23 protein-coding genes are annotated in these 23124 nt (G+C 45.2%); 4 read left to right on the top strand and 19 right to left on the bottom strand.

Going from position 1 to position 23124, the window contains the following annotated elements; all coding sequences use genetic code 11:
• A partial coding sequence (locus tag F0251_RS24695; protein ID WP_367613550.1) for an IS3 family transposase occupies window positions 1-70 on the top strand: 70 nt, incomplete at its 5' end.
• 82 nt (window positions 71-152) lie between these two features.
• Here F0251_RS24695 and deoD read toward each other — a convergent pair.
• The 12 genes from deoD to F0251_RS18900 form a co-directional block, all read right to left on the bottom strand.
• Window positions 153-872: a purine-nucleoside phosphorylase gene (deoD, locus tag F0251_RS18955; protein ID WP_061032524.1), complete on the bottom strand. Its 720-nt coding sequence runs from the start codon at window positions 870-872 to the stop codon at window positions 153-155.
• Between the two features lie 66 nt (window positions 873-938).
• A complete protein-coding gene (locus F0251_RS18950; protein ID WP_171731592.1) occupies window positions 939-2159 on the bottom strand; it encodes a phosphopentomutase in 1221 nt (406 codons plus the stop codon).
• Window positions 2160-2235: 76 nt separating this feature from the next.
• Window positions 2236-3564 (bottom strand): thymidine phosphorylase, encoded by a 1329-nt coding sequence (deoA, locus tag F0251_RS18945; RefSeq protein ID WP_105057549.1) that lies wholly within the window; start codon window positions 3562-3564, stop codon window positions 2236-2238.
• 93 nt (window positions 3565-3657) lie between these two features.
• Window positions 3658-4434, bottom strand: a complete 777-nt coding sequence (gene deoC / locus F0251_RS18940; RefSeq protein WP_008218778.1) for a deoxyribose-phosphate aldolase — start codon at window positions 4432-4434, stop codon at window positions 3658-3660.
• A 509-nt stretch (window positions 4435-4943) separates the two neighbouring features.
• Window positions 4944-6206: a NupC/NupG family nucleoside CNT transporter gene (locus F0251_RS18935; protein WP_061032521.1), complete on the bottom strand. Its 1263-nt coding sequence runs from the start codon at window positions 6204-6206 to the stop codon at window positions 4944-4946.
• 204 nt (window positions 6207-6410) lie between these two features.
• Window positions 6411-7223: a TatD family hydrolase gene (locus F0251_RS18930; protein ID WP_171731591.1), complete on the bottom strand. Its 813-nt coding sequence runs from the start codon at window positions 7221-7223 to the stop codon at window positions 6411-6413.
• Entirely contained in the window at window positions 7204-7359 is a 156-nt protein-coding gene (locus F0251_RS18925; RefSeq protein WP_171731593.1) for a DUF5363 family protein, read from the bottom strand. The genes F0251_RS18930 and F0251_RS18925 overlap by 20 nt, the downstream gene beginning before the upstream one ends.
• A 98-nt stretch (window positions 7360-7457) precedes the next feature.
• On the bottom strand, window positions 7458-9038 hold the full coding sequence (gene prfC, locus F0251_RS18920; protein WP_061032518.1) for a peptide chain release factor 3: 1581 nt from the start codon (window positions 9036-9038) through the stop codon (window positions 7458-7460).
• A 160-nt stretch (window positions 9039-9198) separates the two neighbouring features.
• Window positions 9199-9654, bottom strand: coding sequence for a ribosomal protein S18-alanine N-acetyltransferase (gene rimI / locus F0251_RS18915; protein ID WP_061032517.1), 456 nt, complete (start codon window positions 9652-9654; stop codon window positions 9199-9201).
• A complete protein-coding gene (locus F0251_RS18910; RefSeq protein ID WP_061032516.1) occupies window positions 9647-10045 on the bottom strand; it encodes a DNA polymerase III subunit psi in 399 nt (132 codons plus the stop codon). The genes rimI and F0251_RS18910 overlap by 8 nt, the downstream gene beginning before the upstream one ends.
• A 158-nt stretch (window positions 10046-10203) precedes the next feature.
• Window positions 10204-10707 (bottom strand): GNAT family N-acetyltransferase, encoded by a 504-nt coding sequence (locus F0251_RS18905; RefSeq protein WP_061032515.1) that lies wholly within the window; start codon window positions 10705-10707, stop codon window positions 10204-10206.
• Window positions 10691-11260 carry an SCP2 domain-containing protein gene (locus tag F0251_RS18900; protein WP_008218795.1) on the bottom strand — a complete coding sequence of 190 codons (570 nt, stop codon included), beginning with the start codon at window positions 11258-11260 and terminating at the stop codon, window positions 10691-10693. Before F0251_RS18900 ends, F0251_RS18905 begins: the two co-directional genes overlap by 17 nt.
• 215 nt (window positions 11261-11475) lie before the next feature.
• Between F0251_RS18900 and F0251_RS18895 the strand changes: the two genes are divergently transcribed.
• From F0251_RS18895 to F0251_RS18885, 3 genes are all read left to right on the top strand, one after another.
• Window positions 11476-13515 carry a bifunctional diguanylate cyclase/phosphodiesterase gene (locus F0251_RS18895; RefSeq protein ID WP_116871705.1) on the top strand — a complete coding sequence of 680 codons (2040 nt, stop codon included), beginning with the start codon at window positions 11476-11478 and terminating at the stop codon, window positions 13513-13515.
• Window positions 13516-13691: 176 nt separating this feature from the next.
• Complete coding sequence (locus tag F0251_RS18890; protein WP_061032513.1) at window positions 13692-14705, top strand: peptidase U32 family protein; 1014 nt, start codon at window positions 13692-13694, stop codon at window positions 14703-14705.
• Between the two features lie 18 nt (window positions 14706-14723).
• On the top strand, window positions 14724-15602 hold the full coding sequence (locus tag F0251_RS18885) for a U32 family peptidase (protein ID WP_171731590.1): 879 nt from the start codon (window positions 14724-14726) through the stop codon (window positions 15600-15602).
• A gap of 80 nt (window positions 15603-15682) precedes the next feature.
• On the opposite strand, the gene F0251_RS18880 is transcribed toward F0251_RS18885, so the two are convergent.
• The 7 genes from F0251_RS18880 to rbfA form a co-directional block, all read right to left on the bottom strand.
• Window positions 15683-17020: an MATE family efflux transporter gene (locus tag F0251_RS18880; protein ID WP_171731589.1), complete on the bottom strand. Its 1338-nt coding sequence runs from the start codon at window positions 17018-17020 to the stop codon at window positions 15683-15685.
• 88 nt (window positions 17021-17108) lie between these two features.
• Window positions 17109-17516 (bottom strand): MarR family winged helix-turn-helix transcriptional regulator, encoded by a 408-nt coding sequence (locus F0251_RS18875; RefSeq protein ID WP_029235552.1) that lies wholly within the window; start codon window positions 17514-17516, stop codon window positions 17109-17111.
• Between the two features lie 153 nt (window positions 17517-17669).
• A complete protein-coding gene (nlpI, locus tag F0251_RS18870; RefSeq protein ID WP_004740631.1) occupies window positions 17670-18593 on the bottom strand; it encodes a lipoprotein NlpI in 924 nt (307 codons plus the stop codon).
• Between the two features lie 124 nt (window positions 18594-18717).
• The gene (pnp, locus tag F0251_RS18865; protein ID WP_008218809.1) at window positions 18718-20838 is read right to left on the bottom strand and encodes a polyribonucleotide nucleotidyltransferase; all 2121 of its coding nucleotides are present in this window, start codon (window positions 20836-20838) and stop codon (window positions 18718-18720) included.
• A 355-nt stretch (window positions 20839-21193) separates the two neighbouring features.
• Window positions 21194-21463: a 30S ribosomal protein S15 gene (rpsO, locus tag F0251_RS18860; RefSeq protein WP_004740633.1), complete on the bottom strand. Its 270-nt coding sequence runs from the start codon at window positions 21461-21463 to the stop codon at window positions 21194-21196.
• Between the two features lie 218 nt (window positions 21464-21681).
• Complete coding sequence (truB, locus tag F0251_RS18855) at window positions 21682-22635, bottom strand: tRNA pseudouridine(55) synthase TruB (RefSeq protein WP_171731588.1); 954 nt, start codon at window positions 22633-22635, stop codon at window positions 21682-21684.
• The gene (gene rbfA, locus F0251_RS18850; RefSeq protein ID WP_061032510.1) at window positions 22635-23048 is read right to left on the bottom strand and encodes a 30S ribosome-binding factor RbfA; all 414 of its coding nucleotides are present in this window, start codon (window positions 23046-23048) and stop codon (window positions 22635-22637) included. Before rbfA ends, truB begins: the two co-directional genes overlap by 1 nt.
• Window positions 23049-23124 lie beyond the last annotated feature (76 nt).

Here is a 23124-nt window from a genome sequence, read left to right as displayed (position 1 = left end):
ACGTATAAAAGTGAAACTAAAAGGCCTGACTCCGATAGAATATCGAACTCAGGCCTTGAAAGCCGCTTAACAGAAATGTCCAACTTTACGGGGTCACTTCACAACGGGGCTTTTTGTTATCTGTTACTTTATCAAGCTACAGTGAAGAACAATTACTCTTGGTCACCAAGAAGTACAGAGTCTAACGCAATAACCATCATGTCGTTGAAGGTTGTTTGACGCTCATCTGATGTGGTTTGCTCACCTGTTTTGATGTGATCAGACACGGTACAGATAGTCAGAGCTTTTGCGCCATATTCAGCACACACACCATAGATGCCAGCCGCTTCCATCTCTACACCAACAATGCCGTATTTATCCATCACTTCAAACATTTCAGGATCTGGCGTGTAGAAAAGCTCAGCAGAGAACAAGTTACCGACTTTTACATCAACACCGCGTGCTTTAGCTGCGTCTTCTGCCGCACGAACCATTTTGTAGTCAGCAATAGCGGCAAAGTCATGACCTTTGAAGCGAATACGGTTCACTTTCGAGTCGGTACATGCCCCCATGCCAATCACGACATCGCGCACTTTGATATCTTCGCTCACTGCACCACAGCTGCCGACACGAATGATCTTTTTCACACCAAAGTCTTTAATAAGCTCAGTCGCGTAAATCGAACAAGATGGAATACCCATACCGTGCCCCATTACCGATACCTTACGACCTTTATAAGTACCTGTGTAACCAAACATATTGCGCACGTCACACACCTGAACCACCTCTTCTAAGAAGGTTTCAGCGATGTATTTAGCACGTAGCGGATCGCCAGGCATTAAAACAACATCAGCGAACGCACCCATTTCAGCATTAATATGTGGAGTAGCCATTGAAAATATCCTTAATCTCAAAACAAAAAGAAAAGAGAGGTCTCCCTCTCTTTTATTCATTACCAATTATAAAAAGCTTTCACCGTATTCCATTGGCGAAGTACCAAAGTAAGACGCCAAGCTTTGGCCGATATCAGCAAATGTATCGCGACGGCCTAAAGAACCAGCTGGAACATTTTTACCGTAAACAATCACAGGGATGTGTTCACGAGTATGGTCTGTACCTGGCCATGTTGGATCACAACCGTGGTCAGCAGTAAGGATAAGTACATCATCCTCTTTCATCATATCGATGATTTCATTGATACGACCATCGAAGTACTCAAGTGCAGCAGCGTAGCCCGCAACATCACGGCGGTGACCGTAAGCTGAGTCAAAATCAACGAAGTTAGTGAAGACGATGGTGTTATCACCTGCTTCATTGATCGCTTCTTTGGTTGCTGCAAATAGCGCAGGGATACCCGTTGCCTTTGTTTTCTGAGTAATACCGCAACCAGCGTAAATATCAGAGATCTTACCGATTGAGTGAACGTTACCGCCCTTCTCATCAACAAGCTTCTGAAGAATCGTTGCTGCCGGTGGCTCAACAGAAAGGTCACGACGGTTACCAGTGCGCTCAAATTGACCTTTACCCGGACCAACGAACGGACGCGCGATAACACGACCAATGTTGTACTCTTCTAGCTCTTCACGAGCGATCTGACAAAGGTCTAATAGGTTTTGCAGACCGAATGTCTCTTCATGACACGCGATTTGGAATACTGAGTCAGCAGACGTGTAGAAGATTGGTAAGCCAGTCTTCATGTGCTCTTCACCTAGGTTATCTAGGATCTCAGTACCAGATGAGTGGCAGTTACCTAGGAAGCCAGACAAACCTGCACGCTCAAGAATGCGATCAGTCAGCTCTTTAGGGAAGCTGTTCTCTTTGTCGGTGAAGTAGCCCCAATCAAACAGTACCGGTACACCTGCGATTTCCCAGTGACCTGATGGCGTGTCTTTACCAGAAGACAGCTCAGCAGCGTGACCATAAGCGCCAATGATTTCCGCGTCTGCATCCACACCAGGAGCAAAGCGACCTGTAGACTCTTTGTGAGCCATCGCTAAACCTAGCTTAGACAGGTTTGGCAGCGTCAGAGGACCTTGACGATCGGCATTGTCTGCAAGACCTTTATCACAATGGTCTGCGATGTGGCCCATAGTGTCAGAACCTACATCACCGAATTTGTCTGCATCCGCTGTCTCACCGATACCGAATGAATCTAAAACTAAAATAAATGCTCTTTTCATTTTCTTCACCAACTTATTGCTCTTTGCACCAGCGTTTTGATTATCGGTATACACGAGGTATACCGATAACGGTTATTTACACGTCTTCAGAACGAATCTGACGGTAAACGTCTGGTGTTGCGGTATATTCTCCGCCCACAGTGATTGCATTTTGTAATGCCGTTGCAGCTTCTTGCCACTGTTGTTCGTTGCGAGCATGAATCATTGCTAATGGTTTCTCATCGCTTGCCACTTCGCCAAGACGAATGAAGCTATCGAAACCGACTGCGTAATCAATGCTGTCCGTTGCTACGCGGCGACCACCGCCCATACCAACGACAGCCATACCAATTGCACGAGTATCCATTGCTGATACCACACCGCTTTCTAGCGCGTACACTGGTTTAATAATTTCTGCTTTTTCTAGGTAGTTATCGTAGTTTTCTACGAAGTCTGCTGGACCACCAAGGCCCGCTACCATTTTACCAAAGCACTCTGCTGCTTTACCGTTATCCAGTACTGCCATCAGTTTTTCGCGCGCTTCTTCTGAATCTTTTGCAAGGTTACCCAACACTAGCATTTCAGCACACGATGCCATCGTAATTTCTAGCAAACGTGGGTTACGGTATTCACCCGTTAGGAATTGAACCGCTTCGCGAACTTCTACTGCGTTACCCGCCGAAGAAGCCAAAACTTGGTTCATATCCGTTAGGATTGCTGTAGTCTTGGTGCCTGCACCGTTTGCTACTGCTACGATAGATTTCGCTAGCTCTTCAGAGGCTTCGTAAGTCGGCATAAATGCGCCTGAACCTACTTTTACATCCATTACTAGAGAATCTAGGCCAGCCGCCAGTTTCTTAGATAGGATTGAAGCCGTGATTAGCGAGATGTTATCGACTGTTGCTGTGATATCACGCGTCGCGTAAACACGCTTATCAGCTGGCGCTAAGTCGCCCGTTTGACCGATGATAGCAACGCCCGCCTCTTTGGTTACTTCACCAAACACTTCATTGGTTGGTGTAATGTTGTAACCAGGGATAGATTCTAGCTTGTCTAGGGTACCGCCAGTGTGGCCTAAGCCACGACCAGAGATCATTGGAACGAAACCGCCACATGCTGCCACCATAGGGCCAAGCATCAGAGAAGTAACGTCACCAACACCACCAGTAGAGTGCTTATCAACGATTGGGCCATCAAAATTCATGTGGCTCCAGTCAATCACCATGCCTGAGTCGCGCATTGCACATGTTAGTGCGATACGTTCTGGCATTGTCATTTCGTTGAAGAAGATAGCCATTGCGAATGCTGCAATTTGGCCTTCAGAAACCGTGTTTTTAGCGACGCCTTGAATGAAGAAGTTAATTTCTTCGGCTGTTAAGACTTCACCGTCACGTTTTCTGCGAATAATTTCTTGAGGTAGATACATTAGTGCCTCCCAAACTCTAGTGAGTATGGTTTGTAGGGAAAGAGGTAATATGGAGTGACTTAACGCCACTCCATCAAACAGACTTTTAAAGGATTAGTATGCTGCTGGATCAGCAGTTTCGTCTGTCACTTCTAATGTATTAAGAAGGTTAGTTAGTAGGCTTGAAGCACCAAAGCGGTAGTGCATGTTGTCTGCCCACTCAGCACCTAGTAGCTCATCAGCCATCGCTAGGTATTGTGCTGCATCTTCAGCGGTACGTACGCCACCTGCTGGTTTGAAACCAACAGTTTTAGCAACGCCCATGTCACGGATAACTTCTAGCATCATGCGTGCGTACTCTGGAGTCGCGTTTACTGGCACTTTACCTGTTGAAGTTTTGATGAAGTCAGCGCCAGCTTTGATACAAATCTCAGATGCTTTCTTGATCAGTGCTTCTTCTTTTAGCTCACCAGTTTCGATGATTACTTTCAGTGTGATGTCGCCACATGCTTCTTTACACTGTTTAACTAGCTCGAAACCTACTTCTTCATTGCCAGCGATTAGAGCGCGGTATGGGAATACTACGTCTACTTCGTCTGCACCGTATGCTACTGCTGCTTTTGTTTCAGCAACTGCGATCTCGATGTCATCATTACCATGAGGGAAGTTAGTTACAGTCGCAATACGTACTTCTGGAGTACCTTGCTCACGCAACGCTTTCTTAGCTGCTGGGATAAAGCGAGGGTAAATACAGATTGCAGCAGTGTTGCCTACTGCAGTCTTCGCGTCGTGACAAAGCGCCACTACTTTCTCAGTAGTATCGTCGTCATTTAGCGTAGTTAGGTCCATAAGTTTAAGTGCACGTAGAGCTGCTGCTTTTAAATCGCTCATTTCTATCTCCGATCAATATATTCAAATAGTTAACTACTTCGCCCTCCATCCAGTATAGATGGATATTTTAGTAATGCTCAGTAGTCACAAATGAACGGACTTGGTTCCCTGAAGACTTGATAACTTTCGTTACCAATTGCAATCCTTGTCACCGCACAGTACCAGTTTGGTCTATGGCACAACAAATCAGTCATGTTGTGTCTAACATCTATAGCGTATCGCTAAGTTTGGCTTAATCCCAGAAGAATAACCACGGACGAATCCAAGCGGTTACTTTCTTGCCAACAAGAGACATCCTATCCCTTGAGCCTATACATTATAGGTATCCATTAATAAATTGTAGTGCTCCTTAGAACGCAAACGGTTTGTATCTCAAAAAAACATTTTAGACCCACCATCGAATCGAACTCATGTTCAGAATCAATAGGCCTAAAAACAAAAAAGCCCCGCAGCAATTTCTTGCTACGGGGCGATATTAAAGTGGCGTCTATATATCTAAATCTACTTGATTAGAAAGATAGGAAGAAGCCAGCAATTGTTGCTGCCATCAGGTTAGATAGAGTACCAGCTACAACCGCTTTAACACCCATACGTGCGATGTCTTGGCGACGGCTTGGTGCAATACCACCTAGGCCACCTAGTAGAATCGCAATAGAAGAAAGGTTTGCGAAACCACATAGTGCGAATGCGATGATAGCTTGAGTCTTCTCAGACATCACTTGACCAGTCGCTGCAACAACTTGAGCGTTTTCACCAACGTATGGTACGAAGTTTAGGTATGCAACGAATTCGTTAACAACTGTCTTCTGACCAATGAAAGAACCAGCAATAGTTGCTTCTTCCCATGGAACACCAATGATGAATGCTAGCGGTGCGAAGATCCAACCTAGAAGAAGTTCTAGAGTTAGGTTTTCCATACCGAACCAACCACCGATGCCACCTAGGATACCGTTGATTAGAGCAATTAGACCGATGAATGCTAGTAGCATTGCACCAACGTTAAGAGCTAGTTGTAGACCAACTGACGCGCCGCCTGCTGCTGCGTCGATAACGTTAGCTGGCTTATCGTCGCCGCCGTCGATGTCGTCAGCGATGTTATCGTCTGGCGTATCTGTTTCAGGCTTGATGATTTTAGCGAATAGTAGACCACCAGGTGCTGCCATGAATGACGCTGCAACTAGGTACTCTAGAGGAACACCCATAGATGCGTAACCCGCTAGTACACCACCAGCTACAGATGCTAGACCACCACACATTACTGCGAATAGTTCAGAGTTAGTCATCTTAGGAACAAATGGGCGAACAACTAGAGGTGCTTCTGTTTGACCAACGAAGATGTTTGCTGCTGCAGACATTGACTCGGCGCGAGAAGTACCTAGAGCTTTCTGAAGGCCACCACCAAGAACTTTGATTACTAGCTGCATTACACCAATGTAGTAAAGTACAGAGATAAGTGCAGAGAAGAAGATCAGTGTTGGTAGAACTTGGAAAGCAAAGATGAAACCGATACCGTCAACAGAGAAGTTAACTAGGCTGCCGAATAGGAAACCAGTACCGTCTTTACCGTAGTCGATTACGTTTGCTACACCAGCAGAGAAACCTGCAAGCAAATCACGACCCCAAGGGATGTAAAGTACGAATGCACCAAGTGCGAATTGGATAGCGAATGCGCCACCCACTGTTCTGATATTAATAGCTTTGCGGTTGTCAGATAGTAGTACTGCGATTGCAATCAGTACAACCATGCCGACTAGGCTCATAAACAGGCTCATAGTTTATGACTTCCTTATTAGTTATTTATTGGCGTGTTACAAAATGGGGCTATAAAGCGGGGGCAATTATACTCATGCGACCACTAATAAAGTAATGCCGCCCTCACACTTTCGTAGAAGATTCATGTACCATTCACACACAAATGTGACTCAAATCACAATGGAGATGCAATTTACGCAAACGATAAACAAAAACATTAGATTTTATTCACATATACCGAATGTGCGATGGCTATTTTGCCAAATTTGCGTTGCAATCGATTGCCTTGACTCTTTTCTAAGCAAAAAAAGTTCATTTGATATCGTAACTAAATGTTTGGAATGATTAACATTTCCTTGGTTTCCATAGGTTGGCATATCCGGAGCATCGGTCTCTAACACCAAGCTCTCAAGCGGTAATTTAGCGATGGTTGTGCGTGTTTTTTGCGCTCTTGGGTAAGTTATCGTTCCACCGACACCAATATAGAAACCAAGCTTAATCCACACCAAAGCTTGCTGTTCACTTCCTGAAAAACCGTGAATTACCCCACCTAAAGTAAACTTGTGCTGCTTTATTAATTGAATAAGACGGTTGTAAGACTTCCTTTCATGGATAATCAGAGGCAAATTAAACGCCTTGGCAAGCTCCATTTGTTGGATGAAAAAGCGCTCTTGTTTCTCCTGTTCCACATCCACAAAAAAGTCCAGCCCACACTCACCAATGGCTACACACTGGCGTGTTTTTGAAGCGAGTAATTGATTAAGTTCCTCAAATTGCGCCGCATCCGCTTGCTCTAAAAAGTAAGGATGGAAGCCTAATGCGTAGTAAACATTGGGGTGAGATTGTGCGATCTTTTCAAGCTTATGCCAGTTGTTTTGACCTATAGAAGGGATGAGTAACTTCTCAACTTGAGCCTGTTTTGCCTCTTTGATATACCCATCAACGCTCTGCTCATGGGAAAAACCTTGCTCAAACGCCTCAAAGTCCGCGTGGCAATGGGTATCAAATAGCGGAAAATCACTTGTTTGCTGTGTCATCTTTTCCACTCTCAACTTGCTGCCCTTGAGGATCTCGACGATAAGGAACACAACTACGCTTGTTTTCAGGTGTCAATCCAAGCTCTTCACACCACTTATCGTATTTCCTACCCCAAGCTTTTATCCAACCCAACATATTTACCTCAAGCTTATTGTCTAAAATGGCACGCATTAAAAAACGCCTATTGCAGAACAATAGACGTTTCTGTTTAACTCGAATAGAGATCGAAGAAATTAGTGCTCGCGTGTCGCTCGGAACTTAACGTCAGGGAAACGTTCTGAAGCTAGGTTCAGGTTCACCATCGTTGGTGCGATGTAAGACAGGTTATCACCACCATCTAGCGCCAGGTTAGATTGGTTCTTACGTTTGAACTCTTCCAGTTTCTTAGCGTCATCACACTCAACCCAACGAGCTGTTGCAACGTTAACACCTTCGTAGATAGCTTCTACGTTGTATTCTGCTTTCAAGCGCGCTACAACCACGTCGAACTGAAGTACACCAACCGCACCAACGATCAGGTCGTTGTTCTGCATAGGGCGGAATACTTGCACTGCGCCCTCTTCTGAAAGCTGAACCAAGCCTTTTAGAAGTTGCTTCTGCTTCAGAGGATCGCGTAGACGAATACGGCGGAATAGCTCAGGCGCAAAGTTTGGAATACCAGAGAACTTCAGGTTCTCACCTTGAGTAAAGGTATCACCAATCTGAATTGTGCCGTGGTTGTGTAGACCGATAATGTCACCTGCATACGCTTTTTCAGCACGTGCACGGTCGCCCGCCATGAAAGTTACCGCATCAGAAATGCTGACGTTCTTACCGGTACGAACATGGTTCATCTTCATACCTTGGCTGTAAGTACCAGATACGATACGCATGAAAGCGATACGGTCACGGTGTTTAGGGTCCATGTTTGCTTGGATCTTAAATACGAAACCAGAGAACTTCTCTTCTGTCGCAACAACATCACGCTCGTTAGCTTGACGAGTTTGCGGTGCTGGAGCCCACTTCGTTAAGCCATCAAGCATATGGTCAACACCAAAGTTACCCAGTGCGGTACCGAAGTAAACAGGTGTTAGCTCACCAGCAAGGAACAGATCTTGATCAAACTCAGGACAAGCACCGATAACAAGCTCTAGCTCTTCACGTACGCTTTCCGCTAGATCAGCACCTACCGCTTCATCTAGATCAGGATTATCTAAACCTTTGATGATACGAACTTCTTGGATCTCGTGGCCGTGGCCAGATTCGTACAAGATCGTTTCGTCACGGTGAATGTGGTAAACACCTTTAAACTCTTTACCACAACCAATTGGCCATGAAATTGGAGCACAAGCCATACCTAGCTCGCTTTCTACTTCATCAAGCACTTCCATTGGGTCACGAACGTCACGGTCAAGTTTGTTCATAAACGTTACGATTGGTGTATCACGCAGACGCGTTACTTCCATCAGTTTACGAGTACGATCCTCGACACCTTTCGCAGCATCGATAACCATCAAACAAGAGTCAACCGCCGTTAATGTACGGTACGTATCTTCCGAGAAATCTTCGTGTCCTGGAGTATCGAGTAGGTTTACTAGGCAATCATTGTATGGGAATTGCATTACCGACGTAGTTACCGAGATACCACGTTCTTTTTCCATCTCCATCCAGTCAGATTTAGCGTGCTGGTTAGAGCCACGGCCTTTTACGGTACCCGCTTTCTGAATCGCGTTTCCGAATAAAAGAACTTTTTCAGTAATCGTGGTTTTACCCGCATCCGGGTGAGAGATAATTGCAAACGTTCTACGTTTGCTCACTTCTTGTTGGAAAGACATAGTCGCCCTTTGCTGATCTAAAGCGTAAAAAGGGCAAGTAGATAATACTTGCCCTTGAATTCTGTGTGCGGATTATACAGAAAGCGTGTCACTTTCTAAAGGGTCAGTTTGCACCCTATTTTGCCGCTTATTCTCTGCTTAGCGAAAAGCGACAAGATGGCTAGTTAAAAGACATAAAAAGATAGCTCATAATGATGGCGTCTTCTTGTCCTTGCTTGGTTGGGTAATAGTTACGACGGCGGTCCACCTCATTAAAGCCAACCTTTTCGTAAAGATTAAACGCGTTCACATTACTTTCGCGAACCTCTAACCACGCGCTTTCTGCGTTAGCTTGTTCACACATATCTAGGAAGTGCTCAGTCAGCGCTTTACCGTAGCCTTTGCCTTGTTGGCTTGGATCCACAGCAATATTTAATAGCGTTACTTCACCAACGATATTCTGCGCGAAGAAGTAGCCGACGACTCGCCCATCGACTTCAAGAACATGATGACAAGCGCCTCGACTATCTAGATCTCGGATCATATTTTCTGACCATGGATGAAAGTGCGCAGCCTGTTCTATCTGCCAAATAGCGTCTAGATGATGTGATGAAGTCGGTAAAAATTGATTAGTCATATGCACAAATTTGTTGCCATAAGTCACGGCGATGTTGGTTATTGCCATTGATGTCGGACAACAATGGGGATTGCAGTGTTTTAGCTTTAATCTCTTGAGTCGATTCACAACCAGCAAACCACACCCATTCAACATCACCAAGTTCGATAGAGGTTAGGTGTTGAGGCTGAATATGTAGTGCCTGAGATAAATCAAGCTTGATACTTTTCAGCACACGCTCAAACATCACTGCGAGCTCGCCCTGAGGTTTATCAGGCGAAACCAACAGTAACTTGCAATCGCTCGCTAGCGGAGTCAGTTTTGATTCATAACCCGCCAAACGTTCTGGATGACTAAGCTCCCATTGGCTTATGCCCATCTCTTGCAGGTACTGTGCGTGTGTTTGTGACATATCTAGGGTTATAACCTTAGGTTGGTGGTCGGCGGTTTGTTTGAACGAACTTCAAAACCGCTTATGAGAGTTGGGCTGATACTAACAAAAAATAAAGGAGCATCAAGCTCCTTTATTTAGACTAAATCAGTTTGCATCATATTGCGTGAGAAGTAGCCTTATAACTCATTGAATTCTTGGCTGTAAGCCACTTCACCAGCATGCCCAGTAAGTGCACCTTCAACCAACTCAATGGCTTGAAAAGCACCTTCAGGTACATCCCAAGCGCAACTCAAACCAAATTCGCTCGCGGCTTTGAAACCAAAACGACCGTAGTACGCAGGATCGCCAAGCACGACACAGGCTGGGTAACCAAAATCAACCAAAGTAGAGAAAGCATCTTCAACCAATGCTTTGGCAATACCTTGATTGCGAAACTCTTCTTTCACTGCAAGCGGAGCAAGCCCTTGCCAGTTATGATCGTCACCATGCAGCGTGATCGGGCTAAACATCAGGTGCCCAACAACCTCGCCTTCATCAGAACAAGCCACCAGCGACAGCGTTAAATGACTATTCTCACGCAAGCTCATAACCAGGTTGGCTTCTGCATCCGTTTCAAAAACAGATTTCAATAAACGATCAATGACAAGTATATCTGCCGGTGCTTCAGTTCGAATAAGCATTCATTACCTCACTTTGTGTATCCGGGGATTGTACTCCCTTCTGCACAAAATCAGCTAATTGATTTAACAAAGTTTTCAAGGGAGTTGGCAATAAGTCTAAATCTACGCTGTCCATCAAGTTTTTGACTTCTAAACCGAGCTCGGTATCGCCTTCAATAGACAGTCTACGCTGGAAGAAAAGCGTATCTGGGTCTTCTTTACGCCCCGCAATCAGTACAAGATCATTGAGATTCCCGCTAAAGCTTACATCTTCAGCAACCTCTTTATCTGCTACAACCAGTTGCTCATTTTGGTAGCTAATACACCAACTTAACCCCATATCCTTTATCGAGACTTTAAGCCATTTATCTTCTAGGAACTCAAAGTCACCGTCTTCTAACGCCTCTTTGAATACGTTCTTAAGCCCCTCTAACAAGGCTCTTTTTTGTACTGTTTTAGGCAATAACTGGACTGGAGATCGCAAAATTGATGCGGCATTTTGAACTAGTTGAGTGCGAATCTTGTTTATCACGTGACTTATCCGTAACTTTGTCAATAATATGGAATGCATCATAGATGATGTTAAGATCTCAGTTACTGTTATGTATCAAATTAACTTCTGTTTGATGCCCGACCTTTAATATCCTGAAAATCACAGTTATAGTAATTCAGGTAATGAGAATTACAGCGGATCGCTGCACTCACAGGTAAATATCGATAACCACACAAAAGTAATAACTATTTATCGATTGTGAATAATCAAGCTCTTGGAGAATTGGTAGTACTTTGATGCCTCCCCAGCAACTACAACATTGGTTTACCCAGCTAACTGCAAACAGCCCTTTCTTTTTTGCAGTGCTTGATGCTCAACATAACTACTTTATGGTGAATGAGCGTTATTGCGATATTGCTGGTTTGAGCCAAGCTGAACTTGCAGGCATGAACGACCGCCAAACCTTAGGCGAACAATTCTATCAACACCTAAAGCCTTACTACGAACGCGCATTCAACGGCGAAACCATTGAAGCCGAAGTCACCCTCAACGAAACAGACCTTGATACTAGCCTCCACTTCAGCTTGTCTCCACTGACCAATGGTAAGAATACGGATTACATCGTCTTCCACGCCTTCGATACGTCAGAAAATCAAGTACTGGTTCGTTCTTTAGAAGAATCCGAAGCAAAATTCCATAAGCTCTCTCAACTGCTACCCGACGGGCTACTACTGGTTGAAAACGACTACATTTTGTCGTCTAACCCAGCTGCTGCACGCCTGCTTGGTTTTAACTCCACCACCGAATTGATTGGTGAAGAGTTAGGACGCTTATTTATCGATGAACAAACCAAAACAGTCTTCAATAACAGCCTCAGCTCTATTATTTCTGAGTCTGGTTTGGTTTGCTTAACGGGTGCCCGATGCGGCTTCGAACGTAAAGTTCAACTGCACATAGACTCAACCGCTATTCTTGGAAGCAGCACCCAACTGGTACTCATTCAAGACGCTCAAGAGACAACCAAACAATACACACCAGCCAATAGTGAAGATGCCTACATAGACGCGCTGACTAAACTCTACAATCGAGTCGGTTTTACCAAGCGCCTAGAGCAATTCATTCACAACGATACACCGGTTGTCATGATGTACTTGGATATTGATAACTTTAAGAATATCAATGACTCGTTAGGGCACCACATTGGCGATAAAGTGATCAAAGAAGTGGCTTCACGCCTTAAACGATTACTGCCTCGTCAAGCGGTGGTCGGCCATTTAGGCGGCGATGAATTTGGTATCATTCTGCCAGAACCGGAACACCCTAGAACCGCAGAAACACTAGCAGAAAAGATCATTTCACTGATCAATCAGCCTTTTGACCTTCACCATTTTAGTAAGCGCCTAGCTTGCTCGATTGGTAGCGTACGCTTTCCTCAAGACGGCACCGATGCGCGTATCTTGCTGCAAAATGCCGATACCGCGATGTATGAAGCCAAAGATCGTGGTCGTAACCGCTTAATTAAGTTCAACGAGCAGATGAACAAAGAAGCACGCATGCGACTGTGGCTTGAGATAGAGCTTCAGAAGGCGCTGCAACAAAACGGACTCGAGGTTTGGTATCAACCAAAAGTAAACGCCCGTGACTTCACCATCAATGGCGCAGAAGCTCTAGTTCGTTGGAAACACCCTGTTGAAGGCTATATCAGCCCAGCCGCGTTTATCCCAGTAGCAGAGCGGGCTGGTCTTATTGAACAACTTGGCCGTGTAGTCATGCGTGAAGTCTTTGCGACCGTTAAGCGTTGGAAGATGCAAGGGATTCTACCTGGTCGTGTGGCAATCAACCTTTCTCCAGAACAGTTTGGTAACCCTAAACTGATTGATTACATGGAGAAGTTACTACGCTCGACAGAGCTAGACCCAAGTGCGATTACCTTTGAGCTAACTGAAAGCGCCGTGATGAGTGATAGTGAACACACCGTACAGATGCTTAACGCAATTAAAAAGCTCGGCTTCGCTCTATCGATTGATGATTTCGGTACCGGTTACTCTTCTCTGTCTTACCTTGCTCGCTTCCCGATTGATGAGCTTAAAATAGACCGTGCTTTCATCTCAGATATCGATACCCTACCAAAACAGATCACCGTGATTGAAAACATCATCAACCTAGGTAAATCTCTCGATTTAACTGTGGTTGCAGAAGGTGTCGAAACCAGTGAACAAGCAACGCTATTGTCGAATCTAAACTGCAGCTCGATTCAAGGTTTCCACTTCTATCGCCCACAACCAAAACAAGATGTTGAAGAGCTGTTCGCTCAAAACCGCCGCCATAAGAACTAATTAGACGATTCGACCACGCACTTCAAAGCCACAGCAACATACAAAACGACCATTCGTCAGTACCTCAAACGGAGTAAAAGCAGATTTATCCATCTAAACCTGCCTTACATCAATTCCGTCATTCACAATTCTTCATAAAATGCCCGCTTCAACTTAATTTTACTGGTAGTGAGCAAATGGAACTCTTATGCCCAGCGGGTAACTTACCTGCTTTGAAAACCGCCATTGATTGCGGTGCGGATGCTGTCTATATCGGATTCAAAGACGATACCAATGCCCGACACTTTGCAGGCCTAAACTTTGCGGGTAAAAAGCTCGATCGTGCTGTGCAGTATGTGCATGACCACAACAAGAAAATTCATGTTGCTTTAAATACATTTGCTCACCCAAATGGCTTCGAGCGTTGGACTAACGCCGTGGACAACGCAGCAGCTTTAGGTGTTGATGCACTGATCATCGCTGACATCGCTGTGCTTGAGTACGCTGCAAACAAATATCCAGATCTAGAACTGCACCTATCAGTTCAAGCTTCTGCAACCAATGCCGCTGCGATCGACTTCTACCACAAAAACTTCAACGTAAAACGTGTCGTACTGCCGCGAGTGTTATCGATTCATCAGGTCAAACAGCTTTCTCGTAACATCACTTCTGACGTTGACCTTGAAGTATTCGCTTTCGGTAGTTTGTGCATCATGGCAGAAGGCCGTTGCTACCTCTCTTCATACATGACGGGCGAATCACCAAATACAGTGGGTGCTTGCTCTCCGGCGAAATACGTTCGCTGGCAAGAGACAGAAACTGGCCTGGAATCTCGCTTGAACGAGATCCTTATCGATAAGTATGAAGCAGGTGAGAACGCTGGCTACCCAACGCTGTGTAAAGGCCGCTTTGAAGCGGATATCGATGGTGAACGCAAGCGTTATCATGCACTCGAAGAGCCTACCAGCCTTAACACACTATCAATGCTTCCAGAGTTATTCGCCGCTAATGTTGCTTCAGTGAAGATTGAAGGTCGTCAGCGTAGCCCTGCTTATGTAGAACAAGTGACTCGTACTTGGCGTGCAGCCATCGACCGCTACTTAGCGAACCCTGAACAATACCAAGTTGAACAAGCTTGGAATGCGACACTGGCGAATGTATCGGAAGGTACACAAACCACGCTTGGCGCTTACCATCGCAAATGGCAATAGAGCCAAATGGAGAACTCAATGAAATACGCATTAGGCCCTCTACTTTATTTCTGGCCAAAACAAGACGTTGAAAGCTTCTATGAGCAAGCAAAATCAAGCTCTGCAGACATCATCTACCTAGGTGAAGCCGTGTGTTCAAAGCGTCGAGAGATGAAAGCGAAACACTGGATGGACATCGCTAAAGAGCTGTCCGCTTCAGGTAAGCAAGTGGTATTGTCGACCATGGCATTGCTCGAAGCACCTAGCGAAGTCAACATCATGAAGAAGTACATTGATAACGGTGACTTTGCGATTGAAGCGAACGATGTGTCTGCCATTCAGCTTGCAAGCGAAAGTAAAGTGCCTTTCGTGGTTGGCCCTGCGGTAAACACTTACAATGCACGCACGCTGAACCTATTCTTAAAGCAAGGTATGACGCGCTGGTGTATGCCAGTCGAGCTTTCTCGCGAATGGCTGAGCAATGTGATGACGCAGTGTGAAGAGCTCAATATTCGTAACAAGTTTGAAGTCGAAGTGTTCAGCCACGGTTACTTGCCTCTTGCTTATTCAGCACGCTGCTTTACGGCTCGTGCCGAAAATAAAGCCAAAGACGACTGTGAAACCTGCTGTATCAAGTACCCAACAGGTCTTCAAGTTGAGAGCCAAGAAGGTCAGTCTGTCTTCAACCTTAACGGCATCCAGACTCAATCAGGCTACTGCTACAACTTGGTGAATGACTTACCAAGCATGCATGACTTAGTGGATGTGGTTCGTTTAAGCCCACTTGGTGTTGATACCTTCTCTGAAATCAATAACTTCAGAGCCAACGAACAGGGTCAAAATCCAATGAAGATTGAGAGCCGCCAGTGTAATGGCTATTGGCATCAGCTTGCAGGTTTAGACGTTAAAAACATCTAGCCTCAACGATTGAGCCGAATAACAAATAAAAAAGGTCTAGCATTTGCTAGACCTTTTTAGTTCGTCTCAAGAAAAGCGACCTATGCCGTTGCGGTTTCCATCGGCGAGACGTCGAGCTTCTTTACGTCTTTGTAGAGCATCACCATCACCACTACGCTCAGTGCGATATTAGACAATGGATACGCAATCCAGATCCCCGGCACGCCATATAGCTTAGGCATAATGTACAGGAACGGCAGTTGAATCAGCATGTTACCTATCGTCACAAACATCGCTTTGCTGCCCTTGTTCACCGCCTGGTAGTAAGCCCCCGCAACCACCAAGAAACCATCAAGCGCCAATGCAAACATGTGCAGTCTAATGCCCAATACGGTGTACTCAACTAACTGAGGTTCGTCCGAGTTAAACACTGAAACAAACTCACGCGGGAATACGTTCAATAGCAACACAAACGCGACACCAATCAAGACAGAACTCGACATCGCAATCTTAAGCAACTTGCGAATATTCGCTTGGTTACGTGCGCCATGGTTGTAGCTCACCAATGGTTGCATACCGTTAGCGATACCTTCCGCAGTGAGGTAATAAACCGTCACGATATAGCCCAAAATAGCGTAAGCACCAATCATCAACTGGTCGCCATATTGAGAGAACAAAGCGTTGTGCAATGCCACCATCATTGAGCCATAAGCGTACATAAAGAAGCTTGATGTACCAATCGCGAAAATCTGTGGGATTACCGCAAGCTTCAATCTCAATTCACTCCAACGTAAACGCAGGTTTGCACGGCGTGAGAAGAAGTAAGCGAGACCCAAAGCCGTTACCACAAACTGAGCAATCGCTGTAGCCAATGCCGCGCCCATCAACTCCCATCCAAATAGAGCGATAAGCACGTAATCCAGAACGATATTAATCACCGCACCAATAATCATCAGGATTGTTGCTAAGTTCGGGCTATCGTCGTTACGCAGTAGAAACGGCATTGCGATAGAACCCAAGGTAAATACACTGGCTCCAATCAAGATGTGTAAGTACTGCAAGCCAAGCTCATACACTCGCCCTTCAGCGCCCTGCCAAAGCAAAAAGTTATCGGCAAACAGATACAGCAATACAGAAACAATTGGTGTTATGGCTAACAACAAGGTTAAACCCGTGGCTAAGATCTGCTTAGCACCTTGAGTGTCTTTTTCACCTTGACGAATCGATACCAGCGCACCAGTACCGACACCCACCAGCATACCTAGGCCAAGAATCGAACCGATCACTGGCCACGCGACGTTGATACCCGCCAGCCCATCAGCGCCGACATAACGACCGATAAAGATGCCATCCACCACTTGGTAGAGGCCATTAACCAGCATCGCTGCTACCGTTGGGATTGTGTATCGCCAAAATTGACGACTAATTGAGTTACTCATCTCTTACTCTACTTTCATTGTGAGTCACATATCAGTGGGATATGACTCGATAAATTAGTTAATAAGGCTAACTAAATATCTAAATTAATTACTTCAACGCTTTGTCTAATAACTGGTTCAATTGCGTAGACTCTTGCTCAGACAAACGACTTTCCAGTATTTGTGCCATCACATGATAGATCTTGCTCTCTTCTTCTAAACCTAATTCTGCTTTGTGCGTCAGTACTACGAGTTTAGATCTCGCGTCTTCCAATGAAGCCTTACGCTCGACCAGGCCTTTTCTCTCAAGCCTTTGTACCATAGTGGTCGCTGAAGGCTTAGTCACTTGCATTTCAATAGCAAGATCGGTCAATCGAATCGGCTCAGGAGAGGCCTGAATCACCTTCAAGTAGTCATATTCATTGAAGCTCAACTGGCAGATAGGATCTTCATTTACTTGTGTTCGCCATACTTTCGAGGCGAAGCGTTCTATCTTCTCTAAATTCTGGTTTAGCATACTCATCCAATCAAAGAATAGCACTTAGTTAGCAAAGCTAACTATTTTAATCCTGTTTAAATAAAAAGCAATCCAAAACGAGACAAAGATCATAAAAAGTAGGCACAAAAAAGCCGCTGACTGGCAGCGGCTTTGATAGTAAAAATAATCTATTTAGCGAGCATCAGCTTCTTGCTCTGCTTCAGCTAGCTTAGCTTGAGCGAGGTGCTCTGCTTTTAGCGTAGTGAAAATACGGCTCAACTCTAAGAAAGAGTAACGATGCTCTACGTATTCGAATACGTTAAAAGAGACCGACAACTTATACAAAGAGATCGCATTCGCGTAGTCACCGTTCATGTGGTAACGCTTAGCCAGATAGAAATATGTCTCAGTTAAACGCTGTGCCAGCAACGTGTTATCACGAGTACCGGTTAAGATCGCTTTGAATGCCTGCTCTTCAGTGATGTCATCGAGCATGATAGCGACTAATACCCAGCCCCACTGCTCGTCATGATTCTCATAACGTTTTTGCAGGTCAAGCTTAGCTTGCTCTGGCGTTAGCTCATGCTGAATGATGTATAACCAAAGCGCGCGGAATGGATCGCTCGGATCATCGGCGTAGTGCTTCATCATTTCTTCATTGGCTAAGTCGTAACGCTCACCATAATAGAGTGCGATAGCGCGGTTTCTCTCAGCATATGAATTCGCAGGATCAAGCTCGAGCGTAGAGTCGAAAGATTCATAAGCCGCATCAAACTCCCCTACTTGCGTGAAGTAGACGCCCAAAAGGTTGAAGATATCAGGCTGAGCAGGGTTCAATGAAAGAGACTGATTGAAGTCTAAACGCGCTAAATCCCTTAGACCGACACTGTCGTAGTAGTTGCCACGTTCAAACAGCATCTTAGCTCTAACTTCATCATTCAGATCTGGGCGCTGCAGTAGCTGACTCAAACGTGCAATCTGAACTTCTTGCTGAACGCTTGGTTGCAATGGCACAGCCATAGGCGGGTAAACCCAACTTGAGGCGTTATCTGATGTTGTTGCACAACCAGTTAGTACAAGCAGTAAACACATACTCGCGGTTTGAAACCATTTCACAAATAATTACTCCTGTTATGACCGCAATTAAAAAGGGGAGCGATATGCTCCCCTTTATAACATGCTTTGTTGACGATAGGTTAAAAATCACTAAAAAGCGATATCACTATCGACACACTGAGAATTACTCAGCAGCAGGTGCTTCGCCTTCAGCCGGCGTTTCAACTGCTTCTTTCATGCTTAGACGTACACGGCCTTGACGGTCAATCTCAAGAACCTTAACAGGAACTTCTTGACCTTCAGTTAGGTAGTCAGACACTTTCTCAACGCGCTTGTCAGCGATTTGAGAGATGTGTACTAGACCATCTTTACCTGGAAGGATAGTTACGAATGCACCGAAGTCAGCTAGGCGAGCAACTTTACCTTGGTAAATGCGGCCAACTTCAACTTCAGCTGTGATCTCTTCGATACGACGGATAGCTTCTTTAGCAGCAGCGCCTTCAGTAGCAGCAATCTTGATTGTGCCGTCGTCTTCGATTTCGATCGTAGTACCAGTTTCTTCACAAAGAGCACGGATAACTGCGCCGCCTTTACCGATAACATCTTTGATCTTATCAGAGCTGATTTTCATTGTGTGGATACGTGGAGCGAATTCAGAGATATCTTCACGAGCACCAGAGATAGCTTCATCCATTACAGAAAGGATGTGCTTACGTGCACCTTGCGCTTGGTTAAGAGCAATTTGCATGATCTCTTTAGTGATACCTTCGATCTTGATGTCCATTTGAAGTGCAGTGATACCGTCGTTAGTACCTGCTACTTTAAAGTCCATGTCACCTAGGTGGTCTTCGTCACCAAGGATGTCAGAAAGAACTACGAAGTCATCGCCTTCTTTAACAAGACCCATTGCGATACCCGCAACAGAAGACTTGATTGGAACACCTGCGTCCATAAGCGCTAGAGATGTACCACATACAGAAGCCATTGAAGAAGAACCGTTAGATTCAGTGATTTCCGATACAACACGAACTGTGTATGGGAACTCATCAACAGAAGGCATTACTGCAGCGATACCACGCTTAGCTAGCTTACCGTGGCCGATTTCACGACGCTTAGGAGAACCTACAAAACCAGTTTCGCCAACACAGTATGGAGGGAAGTTGTAGTGTAGTAGGAAGTTATCTTTACGCTCGCCTGTTAGCTCATCGATGATTTGAGCGTCACGCTGTGTACCAAGCGTAGCAGTAACGATAGCTTGAGTTTCACCACGAGTGAATAGAGAAGAACCGTGAGTACGTGGAAGAACGCCAGTGCGAACGTCTAGTGCACGAACCATGTCTTTTTCACGGCCATCGATACGTGGGTTACCAGCGATGATGCTGCGACGTACCACTGTTTTCTCTAGGTCGTGGAAGATAGAGTGAACTTCTTTTAGGTTTACTTCTTCGTCTTCAGATACTAGTACTTCGTTAACTTCAGCCGCGATCTCGTGGATACGGTCGTAACGAGTCATTTTCTCTGTGATTTGGTAAGCTTCAACTAGCTTAGCTTCTGCAAGCTCAGCGATGCGAGTGTTAAGCGCAGTGTTCTCTTCTGGAGCAACCCAATCCCATGCAGGAGTAGCAACTTCAGCTGCGAATTCGTTGATCGCGTTGATAACAACTTGTTGTTGATCGTGACCAAATACTACCGCTGATAGCATCTCTTCTTCTGTTAGGTTGTCTGCTTCAGACTCAACCATTAGAACCGCACCAGCAGTACCAGAAACAACAAGGTCAAGCTTAGACGTTTCTAGCTCAGTGTTGCTTGGGTTAAGTACTAGTTGACCGTCGATGTGACCAACACGTGCTGCACCGATAGGACCATTGAACGGGATACCAGAGATAGCAAGTGCTGCAGAAGTACCGATCATTGTTACCATGTCAGGCTGAACGTCTGGGTTAACAGACATTACTGTAGCGATAACTTGAACTTCGTTCTTGAATGCATCTGGGAAAAGAGGACGAATTGGACGGTCGATTAGACGAGCCGTTAGTGTTTCGCCTTCTGATGGACGACCTTCACGCTTGAAGAAGCCACCTGGGATTTTACCAGCAGCGTATGTACGCTCTTGGTAGTTAACCGTTAGAGGGAAAAAGTCTTGACCTTGTACCGCTTCTTTTTTACCAACAACAGATACGAATACTGAAGTATCGTCCATTGTTACCATAACTGCTGCAGTAGCTTGACGAGCAATAACGCCAGTTTCTAGAGTAACTGTGTGGTTACCGTACTGAAACGTTTTTACAACTGGTTTCTCAAACATTGTATTTCCTTTATCTAAAGATTGTTCTTTAGAGTCAGTAAGTTGAAACCCAAAAATCACCAATCGCGACTAGTCGAAGCAGACGGATTTTATGGGCTGTATCGAAAAAATACAGCGTACATCCACTTTGAATAGTCGCGACCTATTGGCCGACATCTGTGACTGTAACTTCTGGGTCGTATAATACCTATACAGTTAGCTGTACAGGCGAGGCATAGTATAAACTATTTTTATATACAGGGATATTTTCGTACTGAAAAAGCTCCGTGAAATAGCTCAAACTCTGTCTTTCAGGCACAAAAAAAGGAGCAATAAATGCTCCTTTTTCTTCAAACAGTCTTTGCAGACATCGCTATTAGCGACGTAGGCCTAGGCGCTTGATTAGGTCTTGGTAACGAGAAAGGTCTTTACCTTTCAGGTAGTCAAGAAGCTTACGACGGCTAGAAACCATACGTAGAAGACCACGACGGCTGTGGTGATCGCCTTTGTGAGCTTTGAAGTGACCTTGTAGGTGGTTGATAGAAGCAGTAAGTAGTGCTACTTGTACTTCTGGTGAACCTGTGTCGCCTTCAGAGCGCGCGTATTCTGCAACGATTGCTGCTTTAGTTTCTGCATTCAGAGACATAATTCTCTCCTGATAAGAGTAGTTTAATATTTGTAGCAGCCAATCTCTGATTCAGCCGCTACGCGAGCCGAGGATTATAGGGAAGTTTGTCATTTGGTGCAATAACAATCGATGGCCTTAGAAACGAAAAAAGCGAAGCGCTTAAATTAAGCGTTCGCTTTCTACTTTATTGATTCGCTTTTCAAGGCTAAACACCAATACCTAACTCGGTTTCAGCGTTACGCTTGTGGCTCTTCATCTCTGAAAACAACCAAACGTTTCGGTGCAACTCGGCCATCGTCCGCAATCTGAGCAACGCCAACAAACAGCTTCTCTTCGCCGCTTGTCATGCGAACCGTACCTTCCGTTGGCGCACCAGCAACCTGAACAGGCATACCGTGCTGAACCAAATCTGTCAGTTCGGCATTGAGGTTTACTTCTGGTAGATCTTCAACGGCAGTATCCATTGGCATTAGTAACGGGTCAAGCAGCTCTTTAGGTGCAATCTCTTGCTCCTGCGCTTGCTCTAGGATCTCGTTAAGCTGCTCCAATGTTACCATGCGCTCGTAAGGGTATTTCGCAACACCAGTACGACGAAGCATGGTCACGTGAGCACCACACCCTAGCATTTCGCCAAGGTCATCCGTGATCGTGCGGATGTAAGTACCTTTTGAACAGTGCACTTCCATCTCAACCTCATCACCTTCAAAGCGAAGCAGATCAATCGAGTAGACAGTGATCTTACGTGATTCACGTGGGACTTCAATACCAGCACGAGCGTACTCGTACAATGGCTTGCCTTGGTACTTCAATGCAGAGAACATCGATGGTACTTGGTCTGTTTCACCTTTGAAGCTTTCAATGCAACGCTCAAGTTGCTCTTGAGTCACATTCACTTCACGAGTTTCAACCACTTCACCATCTGAATCCGAAGTGTTGGTACGCTCACCAAGCTTAGCGATCACAACGTAGCGTTTGTCAGAATCTAGAAGAAACTGAGAGAACTTCGTCGCTTCACCAAGACAGATTGGCAGCATGCCGGTCGCAAGAGGATCCAGAGCACCTGTGTGCCCTGCCTTCTCTGCAAAGTAAATACGCTTTACTTTTTGCAGTGCATCATTAGATGAAATGCCCGTTGGCTTATCTAACAGAATTACCCCATTAATAGGGCGACCTTTACGACGGCGAGCCATTACTCTTCGCCCTTAGACTGAGTGTCGTCAGTGCGGCCTGCAGCTTCTTGCTTACGCTTGTCGTCATTCAGAACTTCACTTACTAGGTTAGACATACGCATGCCTTCTACTAGTGTGTTGTCGTAAGTAAAACGAACTTCTGGTGTTAGGCGGTGACGAATACGCTTGCCTAGCGCCATACGGATTGGCACTTCATGCTCTTTAAGAGCAGCAAGGCATGATTCAGGTGTTTGCTCACCAATACATAGGAAAGTAACGAATACTTTTGCGTACGCAAGGTCACGAGACACTTCTACGTCTGAGATCGTTACCATACCAATACGTGAATCACGAACTTCACGTTGTAGGATAAGAGCAAGCTCTTTTTGAAGCTGCTGAGACACACGTTGTGTGCGGCTAAATTCTTTTGACATTTTCTTTTCTCACTTAGAAAGATGGGGGGCTTGGTAATTACCAGCCCCCCATGGTGTATTCAACAACCGATTACTT

Source organism: Vibrio sp. 070316B (assembly GCF_013114115.1).
Taxonomy (GTDB): Bacteria; Pseudomonadota; Gammaproteobacteria; order Enterobacterales; family Vibrionaceae; genus Vibrio; species Vibrio chagasii_B.
This window is presented reverse-complemented; position numbering and strand designations above follow the sequence as displayed.

Bases quoted from the DNA above. Each gene is read 5' to 3' on its own strand.
- rbfA (WP_061032510.1), bottom strand. From the start codon at position 23,048: ATGTCAAAAGAATTTAGCCGCACACAACGTGTGTCTCAGCAGCTTCAA.
- F0251_RS18885 (WP_171731590.1), top strand. From the start codon at position 14,724: ATGAAATACGCATTAGGCCCTCTACTTTATTTCTGGCCAAAACAAGAC.
- F0251_RS18930 (WP_171731591.1), bottom strand. From the start codon at position 7,223: ATGACACAGCAAACAAGTGATTTTCCGCTATTTGATACCCATTGCCAC.
- pnp (WP_008218809.1), bottom strand. From the start codon at position 20,838: ATGTTTGAGAAACCAGTTGTAAAAACGTTTCAGTACGGTAACCACACA.
- deoA (WP_105057549.1), bottom strand. From the start codon at position 3,564: ATGTATCTACCTCAAGAAATTATTCGCAGAAAACGTGACGGTGAAGTC.
- truB (WP_171731588.1), bottom strand. From the start codon at position 22,635: ATGGCTCGCCGTCGTAAAGGTCGCCCTATTAATGGGGTAATTCTGTTA.
- F0251_RS18900 (WP_008218795.1), bottom strand. From the start codon at position 11,260: ATGATGCATTCCATATTATTGACAAAGTTACGGATAAGTCACGTGATA.
- deoD (WP_061032524.1), bottom strand. From the start codon at position 872: ATGGCTACTCCACATATTAATGCTGAAATGGGTGCGTTCGCTGATGTT.
- prfC (WP_061032518.1), bottom strand. From the start codon at position 9,038: ATGTCTTTCCAACAAGAAGTGAGCAAACGTAGAACGTTTGCAATTATC.
- F0251_RS18910 (WP_061032516.1), bottom strand. From the start codon at position 10,045: ATGTCACAAACACACGCACAGTACCTGCAAGAGATGGGCATAAGCCAA.
- F0251_RS18925 (WP_171731593.1), bottom strand. From the start codon at position 7,359: ATGTTGGGTTGGATAAAAGCTTGGGGTAGGAAATACGATAAGTGGTGT.
- F0251_RS18875 (WP_029235552.1), bottom strand. From the start codon at position 17,516: ATGCTAAACCAGAATTTAGAGAAGATAGAACGCTTCGCCTCGAAAGTA.
- F0251_RS18890 (WP_061032513.1), top strand. From the start codon at position 13,692: ATGGAACTCTTATGCCCAGCGGGTAACTTACCTGCTTTGAAAACCGCC.
- F0251_RS18950 (WP_171731592.1), bottom strand. From the start codon at position 2,159: ATGAAAAGAGCATTTATTTTAGTTTTAGATTCATTCGGTATCGGTGAG.
- deoC (WP_008218778.1), bottom strand. From the start codon at position 4,434: ATGAGCGATTTAAAAGCAGCAGCTCTACGTGCACTTAAACTTATGGAC.
- rpsO (WP_004740633.1), bottom strand. From the start codon at position 21,463: ATGTCTCTGAATGCAGAAACTAAAGCAGCAATCGTTGCAGAATACGCG.
- F0251_RS18905 (WP_061032515.1), bottom strand. From the start codon at position 10,707: ATGCTTATTCGAACTGAAGCACCGGCAGATATACTTGTCATTGATCGT.
- F0251_RS18880 (WP_171731589.1), bottom strand. From the start codon at position 17,020: ATGAGTAACTCAATTAGTCGTCAATTTTGGCGATACACAATCCCAACG.
- rimI (WP_061032517.1), bottom strand. From the start codon at position 9,654: ATGACTAATCAATTTTTACCGACTTCATCACATCATCTAGACGCTATT.
- F0251_RS18895 (WP_116871705.1), top strand. From the start codon at position 11,476: ATGCCTCCCCAGCAACTACAACATTGGTTTACCCAGCTAACTGCAAAC.
- F0251_RS18935 (WP_061032521.1), bottom strand. From the start codon at position 6,206: ATGAGCCTGTTTATGAGCCTAGTCGGCATGGTTGTACTGATTGCAATC.